Origin of the sequence: Stenotrophomonas rhizophila, from assembly GCF_001704155.1 — a bacterium.
GTDB classification, from domain to species: domain Bacteria; phylum Pseudomonadota; class Gammaproteobacteria; order Xanthomonadales; family Xanthomonadaceae; genus Stenotrophomonas; species Stenotrophomonas rhizophila_A.
Map to the genome: position 1 here is coordinate 2861835 of NZ_CP016294.1, position 17079 is coordinate 2878913.

The 17079-nt window shown below is 67.9% G+C and carries 13 protein-coding genes and 1 tRNA gene; 5 read left to right on the forward strand and 9 right to left on the reverse strand.

The genetic code is table 11. The features are described 5' to 3' along the window. Positions 1-20: 20 nt before the first annotated feature. Both queG and xseA read left to right on the forward strand, forming a co-directional pair. Positions 21-1109, forward strand: coding sequence for a tRNA epoxyqueuosine(34) reductase QueG (queG, locus tag BAY15_RS12800; RefSeq protein ID WP_068853282.1), 1089 nt, complete (start codon positions 21-23; stop codon positions 1107-1109). Positions 1110-1176: 67 nt separating this feature from the next. Next, positions 1177-2517: an exodeoxyribonuclease VII large subunit gene (gene xseA, locus BAY15_RS12805; protein ID WP_068853286.1), complete on the forward strand. Its 1341-nt coding sequence runs from the start codon at positions 1177-1179 to the stop codon at positions 2515-2517. A 57-nt stretch (positions 2518-2574) separates the two neighbouring features. On the opposite strand, the gene BAY15_RS12810 is transcribed toward xseA, so the two are convergent. After that, positions 2575-3486 carry a M48 family metallopeptidase gene (locus BAY15_RS12810; RefSeq protein ID WP_068853288.1) on the reverse strand — a complete coding sequence of 304 codons (912 nt, stop codon included), beginning with the start codon at positions 3484-3486 and terminating at the stop codon, positions 2575-2577. A gap of 70 nt (positions 3487-3556) precedes the next feature. Continuing rightward, positions 3557-5395, reverse strand: a complete 1839-nt coding sequence (locus tag BAY15_RS12815; RefSeq protein WP_428999305.1) for an SUMF1/EgtB/PvdO family nonheme iron enzyme — start codon at positions 5393-5395, stop codon at positions 3557-3559. Between the two features lie 112 nt (positions 5396-5507). Here BAY15_RS12815 and rnd point away from each other — a divergent pair, with 112 nt between their 5' ends. Then, positions 5508-6590, forward strand: coding sequence for a ribonuclease D (gene rnd / locus BAY15_RS12820; protein ID WP_068853290.1), 1083 nt, complete (start codon positions 5508-5510; stop codon positions 6588-6590). Between the two features lie 48 nt (positions 6591-6638). Here the strand turns inward: rnd and BAY15_RS12825 are convergent, their stop codons facing one another. Continuing rightward, the gene (locus BAY15_RS12825; protein ID WP_428999306.1) at positions 6639-8873 is read right to left on the reverse strand and encodes a TonB-dependent receptor; all 2235 of its coding nucleotides are present in this window, start codon (positions 8871-8873) and stop codon (positions 6639-6641) included. Between the two features lie 381 nt (positions 8874-9254). Then, complete coding sequence (locus BAY15_RS19380; RefSeq protein WP_068853294.1) at positions 9255-11807, reverse strand: Cache 3/Cache 2 fusion domain-containing protein; 2553 nt, start codon at positions 11805-11807, stop codon at positions 9255-9257. Between the two features lie 412 nt (positions 11808-12219). Between BAY15_RS19380 and BAY15_RS12835 the strand changes: the two genes are divergently transcribed. Continuing rightward, positions 12220-12295: transfer RNA gene (locus tag BAY15_RS12835), tRNA-Ala, on the forward strand. Positions 12296-12377: 82 nt separating this feature from the next. Here the strand turns inward: BAY15_RS12835 and BAY15_RS12840 are convergent. The 5 genes from BAY15_RS12840 to BAY15_RS12855 all read right to left on the reverse strand — a co-directional run bounded on the left by BAY15_RS12840 (position 12378) and on the right by BAY15_RS12855 (position 16298). After that, positions 12378-13514: an alpha/beta fold hydrolase gene (locus BAY15_RS12840; RefSeq protein ID WP_068853296.1), complete on the reverse strand. Its 1137-nt coding sequence runs from the start codon at positions 13512-13514 to the stop codon at positions 12378-12380. A 39-nt stretch (positions 13515-13553) separates the two neighbouring features. Continuing rightward, positions 13554-13715 (reverse strand): hypothetical protein, encoded by a 162-nt coding sequence (locus tag BAY15_RS19385; protein WP_167693303.1) that lies wholly within the window; start codon positions 13713-13715, stop codon positions 13554-13556. A 69-nt stretch (positions 13716-13784) separates the two neighbouring features. After that, on the reverse strand, positions 13785-14150 hold the full coding sequence (locus BAY15_RS12845) for a response regulator transcription factor (RefSeq protein WP_068853298.1): 366 nt from the start codon (positions 14148-14150) through the stop codon (positions 13785-13787). Positions 14151-14211: 61 nt separating this feature from the next. After that, complete coding sequence (locus tag BAY15_RS12850) at positions 14212-14841, reverse strand: response regulator transcription factor (protein ID WP_068853300.1); 630 nt, start codon at positions 14839-14841, stop codon at positions 14212-14214. Beyond that, positions 14841-16298, reverse strand: coding sequence for a sensor histidine kinase (locus BAY15_RS12855; RefSeq protein ID WP_208856103.1), 1458 nt, complete (start codon positions 16296-16298; stop codon positions 14841-14843). The genes BAY15_RS12850 and BAY15_RS12855 overlap by 1 nt, the downstream gene beginning before the upstream one ends. A gap of 242 nt (positions 16299-16540) precedes the next feature. Between BAY15_RS12855 and BAY15_RS12860 the strand changes: the two genes are divergently transcribed. Then, entirely contained in the window at positions 16541-17059 is a 519-nt protein-coding gene (locus tag BAY15_RS12860) for a Dps family protein (protein ID WP_068853304.1), read from the forward strand. The last annotated feature ends 20 nt before the right edge of the window (positions 17060-17079 follow it).

Below are 17079 nucleotides of genomic sequence, written 5' to 3' on the forward strand. Positions count from 1 at the left end.
CGGGATTCTATACTTGCTGCATGTCCGCTGTTCCCCTGCCCGCCCCGCTCGACCTGGCCCGTGCCGCCGAACGGGTGCGCGCGCTTGCGCGGCAGCATGGCTTCCAGCGCTGCGGCGTGTCCGGCATCGACCTGGCCGACGACGAAACGCACCTGGCCGACTGGCTGGGCCAGGGCCTGTACGGCACCATGGACTGGATGGCACGCCACGGCACGCTCCGCGCGCGCCCGGCCGAACTGCTGCCCGGCACCGTGCGGGTGATTTCAGTGGGCATGGATTACGGCCACAAGGACGACACCGAGGCCTGGAACACGCTGCACGACGGCAACCGCGCCTACGTGGCCCGGTATGCGTTGGGCCGCGACTACCACAAGCTGATGCGCAACCGCCTGCAGAAATTCGCCGATGCGCTGGCCGCGGAGATCGGCACGTTCGGGTACCGGGTGTTCGTCGATTCGGCGCCGGTGCTGGAGCGTGCGCTGGCACGCAACGCCGGGCTGGGCTGGATCGGCAAGCACACCTGCCTGATCGACCGCCAGGGCGGTTCGTGGTTCTTCCTGGGCGAGATCTACATCGACCTGCCGTTGCCGGTGGATGCGCCGGCCAGCGCGCACTGCGGCACCTGCACCCGCTGCATCGATGTCTGCCCCACCCAGGCCATCATCGGCCCGCAGCGGCTGGATGCGCGGCGCTGCATTTCCTACCTCACCATCGAACACGATGGCGCCATTCCCGAAGACATGCGCCCGCTGATGGGCAACCGCATCTACGGCTGTGACGACTGCCAGCTGGTGTGCCCCTGGAACAAGTTCGCGCGGCGCACCGACGAACCGGATTTCCGCGCCCGCAACGCGCTCGATACCGCGACGCTGGCCGAACTGTTCGCGTGGGAGGAAGACGAATTCCTGCGCCGTACCGAAGGCAGCCCGATCCGCCGCAGCGGGCATGAGCGCTGGCTGCGCAACATCGCGGTGGCACTGGGCAATGCGCCAGGCCACCCGGACACGCTGGCCGCGCTGCACGCGCGCGCCGGCCATGACTCCGCGCTGGTACGCGAACACGTGCAGTGGGCACTGCAGCAGCACGCCCGGCTCGACAACGGCGGCTGAGCGCCGCACACACGCACCTCGCCCCGGCATGCGACCATGGGCACCCGTTCGAAACGTTTGACCGTCCATGGACCGTAGCGCGCAGATCCTCACGCCCAGCCAGCTCAACATCCTGGCCCGCGACCTGCTGGAAGGCACGTTCCCGATGGTGTGGGTGGAAGCCGAGCTGGGCAGCGTAACCCGCCCGGCCTCGGGCCACATGTACTTCACGTTGAAGGATGCACGTGCGCAGATCCGCGCGGCGTTGTTCAAGCCCAAGAGCCAGTGGCTGAAGTTCGTGCCGCGCGAAGGCATGCGCGTGCTCGCGCGCGGAAGGCTGACCCTGTACGAGGCGCGCGGTGAGTACCAGATGGTGCTCGACCACATGGAAGAAGCCGGCGAAGGCGCACTGCGCCGCGCCTACGAACAGCTCAAGGCGCGGCTGGAAGCGGAAGGCCTGTTCGCCGCCGAACGCAAGCGCGCCCTGCCCGCCCATGTGCGCCGGCTGGCGGTGATCACCTCGCCCACCGGCGCAGCCGTGCGCGATGTGCTCAGCGTGCTGGAGCGCCGCTTCCCGTTGCTGGAAGTGGACCTGCTGCCCAGCCTGGTGCAGGGTGACAGTGCCGCTGCGCAGATCACCGCGCTGCTGCGCAGCGCCGACGCCAGCGGCCGCTACGACGTGATCCTGCTCACCCGCGGCGGCGGCTCGATGGAAGACCTGTGGGCCTTCAACGACGAACAACTGGCGCGTGCCATCGCGGCGAGCCATACCCCGGTGGTGTCGGCGGTGGGCCACGAAACCGACTTCAGCCTGGCCGATTTTGCCGCCGACCTGCGCGCGCCCACGCCATCGGTGGCCGCCGAACTGCTGGTACCGGACCAGCGCGACCTGCAACTGCGCCTGCGCCGGTTCGCCGCGCGGCTGGTGCAGCTGCAGCGGCATGGGTTGGGCCAGGCCATGCAGCGTGCCGACCGCGCCCTGCTGCGGCTGAACGCACAGAGCCCGCAGAACCGGGTGCAGCTGCTGCAGCGTCGGCAGCAGGATCTGGCCCGGCGCCTGGCCGGCGCGTGGCAGCAGCAGCATGAGCGCCGCCTGGCGCGGCTGCGGCATGCGGCGGTGGTGCTGCGCAATGGCCACCCGCAACGCCAGCTGGATGCACTGAAACAGCGCCTGTTGCGGGTGCAGCCACGCGCGGAGGCGGCGATGGCGCGGCAGCTGCAGCGCGATACGTTGCGCCTGCGGGCGTTGGCGCGTTCGATTGAAGCGGTGAGCCCATTGGCCACGGTCGCGCGCGGCTACGCCATCCTGACCCGTGAGCAGGATGGGCGCCTGGTGCGGTCGCCGTTGGATGTTTCACCCGGCGATACATTGAAGGCCCAGGTGCAGGACGGGGTAATCGATGTGGTGGTCAAAGATACCCGCGGGTAAGCCTTGTAGGCACACGCCATGCGTGTCCGAGCAGGTCGCACACGCGTTTCGCCCACGTTATTGCGTTGCCGGGGCGCCTGCAGATTCGCAGTAGCGTTGGCGGTATTCCATGGCCTTGGGCATCAGCGCCTGCAGGTTCTGGATGCGGGTGCCCGGGTTGGGATGCGTGGACGAGAATTCCGGCGGCGCCTGGCCGCCGCTGGCCTGGCCCATGCGCTCCCACAGCGGCACCGCTTCGCGCGGGTCGAAGCACGCCGCCGCCGCCAGCATCAGGCCCACTTCATCGGCCTGGGTTTCGTGGCTGCGCGCGTACGGCAGCAGGTAGCCGTAGCCCATCGCCGACATCACCATCTGTTGCTGCTGCGGATCCATGCCGCTGGCGGCACCGGCCATCTGGCCGATCTGGGTGAGCTTCTGCTGGGCCATGCGCTGGGCGCCATGGCGGAGCAGTGCGTGGGCGATTTCATGGCCCATCACCACTGCCATCGCATCCTGGGTCTGTGCCACCGGCACCAGCCCGGTGTAGACCGCCATCTTGCCGCCCGGCAGGCAGAACGCATTGGCCTGGTCGGACTGGATCACATTGACTTCCCATTCGAAGTCGCGCGAGAAGTGCGCCGGCTTCAGGCCGTGCTCTTCGGCCAGCGCGGTTTCCACCACGTCCACCTTGCGGATCAGCCGTTCGGCGATCGCGCGCACGTCGCGCGATATCTGCGCGTTGGGATCCAGCGGGCGCTCCTCGGCCAGGATCTGCTGGTAGGCCTGCAGGCCGAGCGCCTTTTCCTGGTCGGCATCGAGCGAACTGTCGATCAGCACGTTTTCGCCGGTGTACGGGTCCACGCTGCGGTTGGAGAACCAGTAGAAGGCGGCATAGCCGGCGAACGCCAGCAGCACCCACCAGCGGATGTTGCCGAACAGCCCGGGGCGGCGTGCTCGTTGCTGCTGACCGCCATAGGGATTGCTGCTCATCGTCCTGGTTCCTGATGGGGCCGGCACGCCGTGCCGGCATTGGGGGCAATCCTAGCGCCAAGCCGACGTATCAGATACCTCGAACCAGGCGGAACCCGATCCTGGCGCTGGTCGTGTCCGAATCCTGTGATTGCCGCCAGGCCGCGCGGGTCTGTTCGGGGGCATTGGCCCAGTTGCCGCCGCGGATCACCCGCTGCCGGCAGCCCGGGTTGAACCAGGCTACGCCATCGGCCGGGGCCCGGCGGTAGCTGGCGTGCCAGCAGTCGGCCACCCATTCGCTGAGGTTGCCGGCCATGTCGTGCAGGCCCCAGGCATTGGGTTCGAAGGTGGCCACCGGGGCCGGGCCCCACCAGCCATCGCCATAGCCGACGAAGGCATTGAACCAGCGCCGGCCGGAGGGCGATACGTCTTCGCCGCCGGTGAAGTTGCCCGACAGCGGCGGCGGCGTGCCCTCGTTGCCCCACGGGTAGCGGCCACTGGTGCCGGCACGCAGCGCGTACTCGAATTCGGCCTCGCTGGGCAGCCGGTAGGAACGCCCGGTCTGTTCGGACAGCCACATCGCGTAGTGCTCGGCATCACGCACGCTCACGTGCATCACCGGCGAATTGGCGATGGCCGGGGTGCCGTCGTAGCCCGAGCGCCAGTCCACCCCGCTGCTGCGGGTGAAGTTGCCACTGCGCTCGTCGTAAATGATCGAATGGCCACGCCGGGTGGCGCGCGGCCGGGCGTTGCTGGCCTGCACGTAGCGGCGGTAATCGGCCACGGTCACTTCGGTGATCGCCATGGCGAAGCCGCGGTCGAAGCGCACGTAGTGCGAGGGCTTTTCCGCATCGCTGGCGCCCGGTTCCGCATCGCCGGCGCCCATCTGGAAGCCGCCATGCGGCACCACGATCATCTGCGGGCCACGCCCGCCATCGCGCAGCGCATCGCTGAACACCTGGCGCGGGCGGAAACTGCCGTAGTGGGTGGCCAGTTCGATGCGTTCGCGCAGCTGGCCCACCACCGGGTCGCCGGGCATCGCGATGCGCAGCGCGTCTTCCAGCTTCTGCCGCGCTGCCTTGAGCCCCTGCGGGCTGGCCAGGTCGCGCAGGCCGTCGTCGCGCAGGCGCACCAGCGTGGCGGCGCGGATCGCCTCGATCCGTTCGAACGCATCGGCAATGGTGGGTGCCGAATCGCGCACCTTGGCCGCTTCGGCCAGCCAGGTGCCGGCGGCAGCGAAATCGGCGCTGCGGGCAGCGGCTTCGGCGCGGCGGATCAGCGCGCTTTCGGCGGCGGCCAGGCCCTGCCGGGCCCGCGGCTCGTCCGGCTGCAGCGCCAGCGCCTCGCGGAAGTTGGGAATGGCACCGTCGCCGTCTTCACCAATGCGGTCGGCGCGCAGGTCCTCCTCGCCGGCGCGGTTGTACGCCACCACCCGCTGAGCCAGCTCCACGCGCGACTGCAGCTGGCGCACCTTCGGGTCATCCGGGGCCAGGGCCAGCAGCACCAAGGCAATCTCGCCGGCCTGCGCCAGTGCCTCGCGCTGCTGCAGCGGCCGCTGCAGCAGCTCCGCGGCGTCCTTCAGCAGCTGCTTGCGGGCGCGGGTGAGTCCGGCCTGGGCCTGGCGGTCGTTGGCGTCGCGCTGGCGCAACGCCAGCCAGATCGGAATGGCATCGGCGGCGGTGGCGTACAACCGCCCCTCGTCGAAGGCCTTGGCCGCGTCGCGGCGCGCCTGTGCCACGCCGTCGTCGGCAATGACCACCGCCGGCGGCTGCCAGCGCTGTTCGGTCTCCGCTTCATCCTCACCGCCGATGGTCACCTGCCCGGGCAGAGGCTCGACCCGTTTGGCCGGCTCGGGCGCGCGCGCCGCCGCCGAGCGTGGTGGTGGCGCGTCGGGCGAGCAGGCGGTCGTGGCCAGCAGCAGCACGGCCAGCAACAGCGGGACAGGGCCTGGAGTACGCAATTCGGGTTCCTTCGGCGGGACGGCCTCGACGTTAGGCTATTCTCCCTCACCTGAGCAAACCTGCAGTAGATGGAATCCCTACGTGGCCTATTGGATCAAAACCCCGGCGGAACTGGACGAGCGCTACCGCCAGCGCCCCACCCGCATCGGGCTGGACACCGAATTCATCCGTGAACGCACCTACTGGCCGCAGCTGGCGCTGGTGCAGATGGCGGTCGGCGATGAAATCCTGATCATCGACCCGTTGATTCCGGGCATGACCGAGGCGCTGGCGCCGTGGCTGGCCGATACGTCGATCCTGAAGGTGATGCACAGCGCCAGCGAAGACCTGGTCACCTTCAAGGTGGCCTGCGGCGTGCTGCCGCGGCCGTTGTTCGACACCCAGATCGGCGCGTCGCTGGCCGGTATCGGCGGTGGGATGGGCTACCAGAAGCTGGTCACCGCCATCACCGGGGTGACCCTGGCCAAGGGCGAGACCCGCTCGGACTGGATGCGCCGCCCGCTGACGGATTCGCAGCTGGAGTACGCCGCCGACGACGTGGAGTACCTGTTCGCGATCCACGATGCGGTGGATGCGAAGCTGGGCGAGCTGGACCGCCGCCAGTGGCTGCAGGACGATGCCGAGCGCCTGCTGGCCAGTGTCGAGCAGGACGAAGAGCGCTGGCCGCACGTGGCGATGCGCTCGGCGCAGTTCATGGATGCGCCCGCACAGCGCCGTCTGTTGCGCCTGCTGCGCTGGCGTGACGTGCAGGCACGGGCAAGCGACAAGCCGCGCAGCTGGATCCTGGACAACGAACTGGCCGCGCTGCTGGCACGCACGCCGCCGGCCGATGCCGGCGCACTGGGCAAGCTGATGGAAGGCTTCCCCAAAGCCCCGCGCAAGCTGGCCGCGCAGGTCTGGGAAGCGCTGGAAGCGCCGCTGCACGATGAGGCCGAGGCGCCGCTGGCGCTGCCGGCCAACGATGCCAACAAGCAGGCGTTGAAGCGGCTGCAGGACGCGGTGAGCGCACGTACCGCCGAGCTGGGCCTGCCCGATGGCGTGCTGGCTTCGCGCAAGCACCTGGAAAGTTATCTGGAAAGCCGCACGTGGCCGCAGGCCCTGGCGGGATGGCGGCAGGCGGTGCTGGAGCCGGTGCTGGCGCCCTTGTTGCCCGCCGCAGGCTGATACCGCAACGAAAAGGCCCCGCTTGCGCGGGGCCTTTTTCTCAACCGCTTACCAGTTGAGGTTCAACGAGACGCCTACAACGCGCGGTTCGTTGTACACCGCCGCCATGTAGTTCTCGATCACGCCCTTGAGGTTCTTCTCGTTGGTGATGTTGCGCGCGAACAGCGCCGCTTCCCACGCACCGTAGTTGCCCGAGTAACCCAGCTTCAGGCCACCTTCGAAGCTGCCCTTGGCGTTGAACTCGGCCGAGTCATACAGCACGAAGCTGGTGTAGCCCTGCTTGTTCCAGTCGGTGGACACGAAGAACACGTCGCTGTCGTTGACCGGGAAGTCGTAGCGCGCAGCGAAGTTCAGGTTGTACTTCGGCGCGTTCGGCAGCGGGTTGCCGTTGATCTGGGCGAACGTGTTGGCGCCCACCTTGATGGTCGGGTCATTCACGGTGCACACCACCGCGCCGTTCAGCGCGCAGACCTGCGCATACACGCGGTCATCCTGGATTTCGCTGTGCAGCAGGCTCACGCCGGCGCTCAGGCTCAGGTTCGGGATCGGGCGCAGCTCCATGTCCGCTTCCAGGCCGTAGGCCTTGGCCTTGTCGGCATTGAACAGCACGCCGTTGCCGTTGGAATCGTTGCCGTTGAGCTGGATATCGTTGACCACGTAGGTGAACGCGGTGGCGTTCATGCGCAGGCGGTTGTCCCACAGGCTGCTCTTCACGCCCGCTTCCCAGGACAGGATGGTTTCCGAATCGGCGGTGGTGAAGTCCGCGTTGAACACCGCCGAACGGCCTTGGATGGTCGGGCCGCGGAAGCCACGCGCCACCTTGGCGTACACGCTCACCTGCGGGTTGAACGCGTACATCGCGCTCACGTCCCAGCTCGGGGTGGTGTCAGCCATTTCCACGTCGGTACGGCCACGGTAGGTGACCACACCGGCGGCCGTATCAGCGGTCTTCAGCAGCCGGGTGCGCTTCTCGTCGCGGGTCTGGCGCAGGCCGGCGGTCAGGGTGAACTTGTCGGTCACGTCATAGCTGACCTGGCCGAAACCGGCCCACGAGGTATTGGTGTTGCGCAGGCGCACCCAGTTGTTCGGGTTACGCGCAGCGCCCTGCAGGAACCAGGCGCGCTGGTAGAAATCGGTGGTGTCGCGGCCATCGAAGTAGAACGCGCCCACCTGCCATTTCAGGCGGTTGTCATCGGCATTGGCCAGGCGCACTTCCTGGGTCCACTGGTCCAGGTCGCGGATCTGCCCCATCGACTGGCCATACCCGTTGGGCACGCCGTTGACCGGGAAGTTGGCCGCCGCGCCACCGTCGGTGTCACCGCGGCTGTAGCCGGAGGTGGTCTCGTAGGCGGTGATCGAGGTCAGCGAAATGTTGCCGAAGTCGTACACGGCTTTGACCGAGCCGCCGTAGGTCTTGTACGCCTGCGGGTTGTTGTCGGCTTCGTCGTAGGCCACCTGGTCGCGCGGCGCGTCGGTGGTGTTGGAGCCCTTGGTGATCGCGTTGCGCAGGAACAGGGTCGAGGTGCCTTCGTAATCGCGGGCGTGCGCCGAGGCCAGCAGCGAGAACGCATCGCTGGGCTGCAGCAGCAGCTGGGCACGCACGTTGCGGTCGTCGAAGCCGCCCATGGCGTTCTTCTTCGGGGACACCGTGCCATCGGCGCTGGGGCCGGTGTAGGTGTTGTCCACGTAGTCGTCGCGGTGCTGGTACAGCGCCGACACGCGGAACGAGGCGATGTCGTTGATCGGGCCACCGAAGCCGCCGTCCACCGACACGCTGCCGTAGCTGCCGTAGCTGGCCTGCACGCGGCCGCTGTAATCCTGGCTGGGCTTGATGCTGTCGAACTTGACGATGCCGGCGGTGGTGTTGCGGCCGAACAACGTGCCCTGCGGGCCACGCAGCACTTCGATCTGGTCCACGTCATACACCGGGTTGGACTTCAGCACCACGTGCTCAAGCACCACGTCATCCTGGATGATCGACACCGGCTGCGACGCCCCCAGGTAGAAGTCGATGTTGCCCAGGCCGCGGATGTAGAAACGCGGGAAGATGCGGCCGGTGGTGGTCTCGGCGTAGAAGCTCGGCACCCGGCCACTCAGGGCCAGCAGGGTGTCATCGCCGCCGGCGGTGTAGTCGCGCAGGCGCTCGCCCTGGACCACGCCGACCGAGACCGGCACTTCCTGCAGGTTGCGCTCGCGGTGGTCGGCGGTGACGGTGATGGCATCCAGCGAGGTCGGGCTGGCGTCCTGCGCCAGGGCGGCGCCGCTCAGGCCGAGCAGCGACATGCAGGCCAGCGCCAGCGCGTGGGGGCGCGGCTGCCGGGCGGTGCGGGAGGAAGCGGTTGCGGCCGAAGCGGAGGTGATGCGATGGGCGGACATTCAGGGGTCTCAGGTGTTACGGATCAAAGTGGCGCACGCGGCGCGCGGATGAACACCCACGGCACCGCCGTTTGCGCGGCGATGCGGCAAGGTATTGCGTTCGTGTTGCAAAGGAGTTTCAGGGCGCTGCGGGGGACGGCCTTCCGTTCCCTACCCTGGTGTGCTGGCTGAGCCGCCGGAGTTCGTGCGGCGGATTATGCCGGATCCGTTGCAGACCCGGCCATACCTGTTCCATTTGATCCGGCGGTGGCGTCTGCGACTCCCCATCGCAGACGCCACCGCACCCGATCAGGCCGCAACGCGCTCCCTGCGCGCGGGCTGCGCGTCGGCCAGGCGGAACTGCCCGACCGATTGCTGCAGCTCGGACGACTGCGCGTTCAATGCACGCGCAGCGGCCGAAGCCTCCTCGACGAGGGCAGCGTTCTGCTGGGTCACACCATCCATCTGCACAATGCTCTGGTTGACCTGCTCGATCCCTGCCGCCTGTTCCTGGCTGGCGTTGGCGATCTCTTCGATCAGCCCGCCCAGCTCCCCAACCGATGCCACCACGCGCTGCAGGGTCTGCCCCGCCTCGCTGGCCAATGCGCTGCCGTCGGCCACCTGGGTCGCAGACGCGTCGATCAGCGCCTTGATCTCCTTGGCCGCACTGGCCGAGCGCTGCGCCAGCGCGCGCACTTCCGAGGCCACCACGGCAAACCCACGGCCTTCCTCACCCGCGCGCGCCGCTTCCACTGCGGCGTTGAGCGCCAGGATGTTGGTCTGGAACGCGATGCCATCGATGACGGTGGTGATGTCGGCGATGCGGCGCGAGGACGCTTCGATGCCGCCCATGGTCTCCACCACCTGCGCCACCGCGTTGCCGCCCTGCACCGCCACCTCGGCCGCCTCCGCCGCCAGGCGGTCGGCGCGACGTGCATGGTCGGCGTTCTGCTTCACGGCAGCGGTCAGCTCTTCCAGCGACGCGGCCGATTCTTCCAGGCTCGCGGCCTGCTGCTCGGTGCGCTTGGACAGGTCGTCGTTGCCGGCGGCGATTTCCGCCGACGCCGTGGCGACCGACACGGCCGCCTGCTGGATCCCACCAACGATACGCGTCAGCTGTGCCACGGTGGCATTGGCATCGTCGCGCATGGTCGCGAACACGCCCTGGAACTGACCCTCGATACGGCCGCGCAGGTCGCCTTCGGCCAGCGCACGCAGCAGCCCGGACAGCGCGCTGAGGTTGCGGTCGGCGGTGACCATCAGGGTATTGAGCCCTTCGACCATCACGCGGAAGTCGTACTGATAGGCTTCGGCATTGCCACGCACGCTGAAGTCGCCGGCGGCGGCCGCCGCGACCAGGTGCTTGATCTCGCCATTGATCGCCTGCAGGCGGTCGCGCACGCCGTTCACTGCCTCGGTGATGCGCGCCTTTTCGCCCGGCAGCTGCTCCATCGGCTGGGACAGGTCGCCATCGGCGTAGCGGCGCACCAGGTCCACCATGCGCATCTTGACCCCGATATGCGCGGCAACCAGTTCATTGGTGCCGGTCACCATGGTGCCGAACTCGCCGTCGAAGCGGCTGGCGTCGATGCGGTGGCTGATCGCCCCTTCGGCATGCCGCTGGCTCATTTCGTTCTGCGCCTGGATGATCTCGCGCAGCTTGGCCTGCATCTGCTGCAGCGCGCCCATCAGGCGGCCCACCTCATCTTGGCTGTGCACCACGATGCGCTGGTCCAGGCGTCCCGCCGCGACGTCGCGCGCGACCTGCCCGGCCTGCGCCAGGGGGGCGCTGATGACACGACGTACCACGATGATGAGTGCCACGATCACCGCGAGCAGGCCCAGACCGGACACCACGCCGATCTGCAGCATCAACTTGTGCAGCACGGCCTGCAGCACCGAGGTCGGTTCCAGGCCGAGCACCGTCCACTGCCACGGGCCGTAGGCCTGGGCGCTGACGAAATAGGTCTGCGGCGCGGCGTCCTTGGCGGTACGCAGGTGCAGCGTTGCCTGGCTGGCCTTGCCGGCCAGCAGTGCCTCCAGCGTGGCCTGGTCGGCCGGGTCCACCAGGGAGGACAGGAGCTCGCCTTCGCCGGCGAACGACGCCATCACCGTACCGAACTGGTCGCCGGCCTTGGTGTTGACTGCCAGGAAGTGACCTTGCTTGCCCAGCCTGGATTCGCGCAGGCGCGCCTTCAGCGCCGCCAGGCCTTCGGTGTAGTTCTGGCCTACGAAGGCGATCGCGGCAACCTCACCGGCGGCATCCTTGATCGGCATGTAGTGGGTCATGTAATCCACCCCGAACAGCCGCACCGGACCGGTGTATCCCTCACCTGCGATGACCTTTGCATAGGCCGGGCTGGCGTGGTCGAGCACCGTGCCCATGGCGCGTGCGCCTTCGGCGTTGCGCACCGAGGTGGACACGCGCACGAAATCGTCGCCATCGCGCACGAACACCGTGGCGACGCCGCCGCCAGTGGCTTCGGCAAAGCGGTCCACCGTGGCCTCCTGCAGGTTGAGCACCTCGGTGCCGAACTGCAGGGTCGGGGTCTGCCGTTCGCCCACGGTCACGGTCTTGGCCGCGTCAACGCTGACATCGCCGGCGGGCAGCATGCCGCGGAAGATCCCGGCCATGCGCTGGGTGCTGTCGCTCAGGCTGCGGTCGTACAGTTCCACCGAGTCGCGCATCAACTCGGTGGATGACTGCAGGCCAGCTTCAACACGCTGCTGGTAGCTGGTTGCGGCCTGGCGGTAGATCAGCACCGCCAGCGCCACGAAGGCGACGGTGGTGATCAGGCCCATCAGCAGCGCCAGGCGCGCGCCGATGGAGGTAGAGAAAACGGTGGCGGCACGGGTCGTCATCGTCGGTACTCGAAGGTGGGGGTTGGATTGAGAGATACGTCACAGTTCTTATCGGCACCGAAGTGGTCCTCTTTACGTAAAAGAAGACAAAAACATTGGACCTTTCGTTTTCCCTAAGCGATTGATTTCCAAGCGATGTCTCCCGGGCGCATCTTCACAAAGCCGGATCGCCGTTCAGATAAGGGGTCAATTTCCTCAAGTTCGGAGGGGTGCTGCCGCCAACGGCACTCTCCTGCCGGGCCTTAGGCCGGAAACCCTCGCCTCTTGAACATGGCGAAGGTTGAGCAGATCGGCTGGCGGTACTGAGTTGAGTAACGCAGGTGGGTAGATGCAGCGCGGGGCCTTGGCAGCCCGGGGTGCGCAGCGCTACACTTGATCGCATCGCGGTTCCCAAGCCGTGTTGCAGTACACCGGGGCCATAGCTCAGCTGGGAGAGCGCGTCGTTCGCAATGACGAGGTCAGGAGTTCGATCCTCCTTGGCTCCACCACATTCCCGCCGCCGTCCTCTTGATGGCTGCCAAACGAAAAAGCCACCCATCGGGTGGCTTTTTCGTTTGCGTGGCTCTGCCGTCAAGGTGTCTCAGCGGGGACGTCTCCTGCCCGCTCGGCGATCGGGCGTACCTGTTGCACCAGGGTGAGCAGGGTCTTGCCCGGTTCTTCGATCATCACTTCGTGCGCGGACTGCTCGAACCAGACCAGCTGCTTGGCCGGCGCCTTTACGCCCTGGAGCCACTCCGCCGCGAGCTCGGACGACACGTTGTGGTCGTGCCGGCCTTCGAACAGGAACACCGGAACCTTCAGTTCCCGAACCGTGGTCATATCCAGGGTCAGCACCTCGCTGAGCAGGTGCTGCATCGAGAAGTCGTTGCCCTTCCACACCTCGGCCACGTCATGGTCGGTGTACTCCGGCGAAAGCTTGATCGCGGCCGCCTCGGCATCGCCGCCCCTGCGGTTGTGCACCATGCCGCCGTAGTGGTTGAGCCACTTCCGCTGCTTGAACAGCTTCTCAAGCGGCACGGGTTGGTTTCCCTGTGCGTAGGGCGCCAATGCTTCCAGCTCGGCCACCGCTTCGGCGTTGCCATCGGTCCGCGCCTGCTGCAGGGTCCACGCAAAACCACGGCGCTCGCTTTCCGGCGCATTGGAGATCTGCCCGATGCCGATGTAGGCATGCAGCCACTCGGGCCGGCGCTGGGCCAGCTCCAGACCCAGGTAGCTTCCCCACGATTGACCCAGCACGAAGATCCGCTCCTTGCCGAACTCGCTGCGCAGCCAGGCCACCATTTCCTCGCTGTCGGCGATCATCCGTTCACGGGTCATGGTCGGCGCGACCACCGCAGGGTCATTTGCCGCGTAGGTCTTGCCTGCACCGCGCTGGTCCCACTGCACGACCGTGAAGTACTCCTCCCAACCGCGCTGGAAATACCAGCTGGTGGGCATGGCCACCCAGCCGGGCCCGCCGTGCAGCATCAGCAGCACCGGGTTGCGGCGGTCGTTGCCGCGGATGGAGACCCACTGGTCGATGCCGCCGATGCGGACCTTCTGCAGCCGCTCGATGCCGTCGTCGGCCACGACCTTGCGCAGGTCGGCAATGACCTTCACTGCCTCGGCGCGGTTGTGGGGCGCGGGGCCCGGCGGCTCAGCCGCCTGCGCCGGGACGCTGAACCCTGTTACAGCAAGCCAGAACAAGCCGGCAACCCAACATTTCATCGGCGTAGACACCTTTGCAGGAGCGGAACGCCGATTGTGTCATGCGTCCGGATTGTCCTTGATCGGCGGGCGCCGGCTTTCGGACTGACGGACGCTCTCATCGGTCTGGCCCGGGCGGGCCTTGGCCGCATCTTCCTGCTTCCGGTCCTGCTTGGCTTCGTCAACGCCCTGCTGCTTGCCGGGCTGCTTTTCGGTGTTCATGTGCGTGCTCGTGGTGGCCTGCCCCCTTGGGCATGCCTGCACCCTAGCGGCGGTCGCGTGATGCAGTGGTCATGAGGTGATCGCCTCCTGGATACAGCGCAGCATCGCCTCGCCGTCCACCGGCTTGACCAGGAACGCGCGACCGCCCCGCTCCATCACCCGCGCGCGCAGCGCATCGGTGGGAAACGCGGTCATGAAGATCATTGGAAACGCGCACCCGCGCGCCAGCAGTTCGGCCTGCAGCTGGTCGCCACTCATCTGCGGCATCTGCATGTCGGTGAGCAGGCAGTCGGGTGCGTCGCCCTCGTCGGCCAGGAACGCCGCCGCCGAGGCATAGGTGCGCGCTTCGTGGCCCAGCGAGCGCACCAGGCTGGACAACGACTGGCGGACCCCGTCGTCGTCATCGACGATCGCAATGCGGTAACTCGGCTTCATGGGGCCTTTATGCCCGATCCGGCCGCGCGCCGGAACCATACACAGGTTTGTGCCGGCCGGATCAGGCGGTGCCGGTGCCCACGCCCAGTGCCTCTGCGTGCCGTACCAGGTCGGCCAGCGAGCGCACGCCCATCTTGCGCATCACGTTGCCGCGATGGATTTTCACGGTGATCTCGCTCAGGTGCAGCACGCCGGCCACCTGCTTGTTCATCAACCCGGCCACTACGTGCGCCATTACCTCGCGCTCGCGCGGGGTCAGGGTGGCGTAGCGCGTTTCCAGCGAACCGCGCGCGGCCATGTCCTGGCGGCGGCGGGTGTCGCGCTCGATCGCGGCGCTCACCGCATCCAGCATGTCCTGGTCGCGGAACGGCTTGGCCAGAAAATCCACCGCCCCGGCCTTCATCGCGCGCACGGTCATGGGAATGTCGCCGTGCCCGGTCATGAACACGATGGGCAGGTGGATGCCCTGCGCGGCCAACTGGCCCTGCAGATCCAACCCGCTGATGCCCGGCAGGCGCACGTCCAGCACGATGCAGCCAGGCACGTCCGGCAGCACCGCGTGCAGCAGCTCCGAAGGCGCGCCCAGCACGCGGGTCTGCAGCCCCACCGAACGCAGCAGGCTGTCCAGCGCATCGCGCACGGCGGCATCGTCATCGACCACCACGACCAGTGGCGGTGAGGGTAGGCTCATCAGGCGCGTACTCCTGGGGGATGGGTGGCCAGCACCAGCCGGAAGGTGGCGCCATGGCCGGGTACGCTCTCCACCGACAGCCGCCCGCCATGGGCTTCGGCGGTGGACCGGCAGATCGCCAGGCCCATGCCCATGCCGTCCGGCTTGGTGGTGAAGAAGGGTTGGAACAGGGTGTCCAGGTGCGCGCTGTCGATGCCCGGGCCGCTGTCGGCAATGCTGATGGCCACTTCACCGGGTGCGCCGGGCTGCGCCTCCACCACCAGCTGCCGCGCGTTGGCCTGCCCGGCCATGGCCTGGCTGGCGTTGATCAGCAGGTTCACCAGCACCTGCTGAAGCTGCACCGCATCACCGTGCACGGCGGGAAGGTCGGCGGTCACTGCCACGTGCAGCTGCACTGCCTCACGGTTGAGTTCGTGCTGCACCAGCCGCACCGCGTCTTCGATCAGCAGGGAGGCATCGAGCGGCTCGCGCGGCGTGCTGCGTTTGGCCAGGAACGCGCGGACGCGTTTGACGATCTCACTGGCACGGCGCGCTTCCCTCACCGTGCGGGTGATGGCGGCCTCCACTTCGTGCAGGTCCGGCGGGTCGCGGTGCAGCCAGCGCAGCCCGGCCTCGCCGTTGGTCACCACCGCCATCAGCGGCTGGTTGACCTCGTGCGCCAGTGAAGCCGTCAGCTCACCGAGCGTGGCCACGCGCGTGGCGTGCGCCAGTTCGGCCTGCGCGCGCAGCGCGGCATCCTCGGCCTGGCGGCGCTCGGTGACGTCGGTGTGGGTTTCCATCACGCCGCTTGCGCGCCCCAGGCCATCGCGCTGGATCACCCAGCGGCTTTCCAGCACGCGCCAGGCGCCGTCGCGGGTGCGCTGCTCCAGCGTGCCTTCCCAGCTGCCCAGTTGCAGCAGGGTGGCTTCCACTGCCTCGCGTGCCTGCGGGTAGCGGGTGGACAGCAGGACATCGGCCACGCGGCCGATGGATTCCTCGGCCGACCAACCGTACACCTGCGCGGCCGTGCGGTTCCAGAACGTGATCACCCCGCTGCGGTCACGCACGAAGATCATGTCGTGCGACAGATCCAGCAGCGTTGCCTGCCCGCGCAGGCGCTGCATCGCGCCCTGGTACTGCAGCGCCAGCAGCGCGGTGATGACGATCGCCGCGAGGCTGACCAGTGCGCGGAAGGTCTGCGCGCCCACATGGTTCACCCCGTGCGAATCCAGGTAGGCGATGAGGGTCAACCCGATGCCGGCCACGGCAGTGATGACGATGTCGGCGCGGCGCCCGGTGCGCGCCACCAGCAGCACCGCCACCACGTACAGCACCGCTACTGCACCTTCCAGCGTGGTGAGCACATCGACCAGGAAGATCCCCAGCGTGAGCAGCGCGGCAGCGGCGCGGAACACGGTGCGGCCGCGCAACGTGGACGCCGCGGCGGCGCGCGGGCGCGTGGGAGTCGAGCTGGGCACCACGGTCTGGCCTCCTGGCGGGGCGCAGTCACCTGCGCCGGGGTGAGCCCAGTATCCCCCGCACCCGGGGGCGGCAGATCCCCCCAAAGAGGGATGCGCCGGCAGGGGGCCCAAACCAAGGTATGAGCCGGGGAAACGATGGCGCAATGTTCCCGCCGGCCCCCGCTGCCTAGTCTGGATCCATCGGCTCCCCCGCAGCACCTGCGGCCCGGGCCGCCTTCCCCCGCTACCGGAGAGCCGCCATGCACGATGTTGTCGCCCCATCCCGCCAGACCGCCCCGCTGCGCACGCCGTCCGACCTCAGCCTGCAGGCCGGCAAGGACATCGCCGGTGCCCTGACCGTACTGCTGGCCGATGTGTTCGCGCTGTACCTGAAGACCAAGAACTTCCACTGGCACCTGTCCGGCCCGCACTTCCGCGACTACCACCTGATGCTGGATGAGCAGGGCGAGCAGATCTTCGCCACCACCGATGCCATTGCCGAACGGGCGCGCAAGGTCGGCGGCACCACGCTGCGCTCGATCGGGCAGATCCACCGCATCCAGCGCCTGCTCGACAACGACGCGGACTACGTGACCCCCGAGGACATGCTGGCCGAGCTGGCCGACGACAACCGCCAGCTCACCCGCTTCCTGCGGGCCACCCATGGGGTGTGCACCACCCACAACGACGTGGCCACCACCAGCCTGATCGAGAACTGGATCGACGAGGCCGAGCGCCGCAGCTGGTTCCTTTTCGAAAGCACCCGCCCCATCCGCTGATCCACGCGCTGTTTCGTTCC

Excerpts from the sequence above, each read along its gene's own strand:
- BAY15_RS12860 (WP_068853304.1), top strand. The coding sequence starts at position 16,541 with ATGCACGATGTTGTCGCCCCATCCCGCCAGACCGCCCCGCTGCGCACG.
- BAY15_RS12840 (WP_068853296.1), bottom strand. The coding sequence starts at position 13,514 with ATGAAATGTTGGGTTGCCGGCTTGTTCTGGCTTGCTGTAACAGGGTTC.
- BAY15_RS19380 (WP_068853294.1), bottom strand. The coding sequence starts at position 11,807 with ATGACGACCCGTGCCGCCACCGTTTTCTCTACCTCCATCGGCGCGCGC.
- queG (WP_068853282.1), top strand. The coding sequence starts at position 21 with ATGTCCGCTGTTCCCCTGCCCGCCCCGCTCGACCTGGCCCGTGCCGCC.
- xseA (WP_068853286.1), top strand. The coding sequence starts at position 1,177 with ATGGACCGTAGCGCGCAGATCCTCACGCCCAGCCAGCTCAACATCCTG.
- BAY15_RS12845 (WP_068853298.1), bottom strand. The coding sequence starts at position 14,150 with ATGAAGCCGAGTTACCGCATTGCGATCGTCGATGACGACGACGGGGTC.
- BAY15_RS19385 (WP_167693303.1), bottom strand. The coding sequence starts at position 13,715 with ATGAACACCGAAAAGCAGCCCGGCAAGCAGCAGGGCGTTGACGAAGCC.
- BAY15_RS12810 (WP_068853288.1), bottom strand. The coding sequence starts at position 3,486 with ATGAGCAGCAATCCCTATGGCGGTCAGCAGCAACGAGCACGCCGCCCC.
- BAY15_RS12850 (WP_068853300.1), bottom strand. The coding sequence starts at position 14,841 with ATGAGCCTACCCTCACCGCCACTGGTCGTGGTGGTCGATGACGATGCC.
- BAY15_RS12825 (WP_428999306.1), bottom strand. The coding sequence starts at position 8,873 with ATGTCGCTGCTCGGCCTGAGCGGCGCCGCCCTGGCGCAGGACGCCAGC.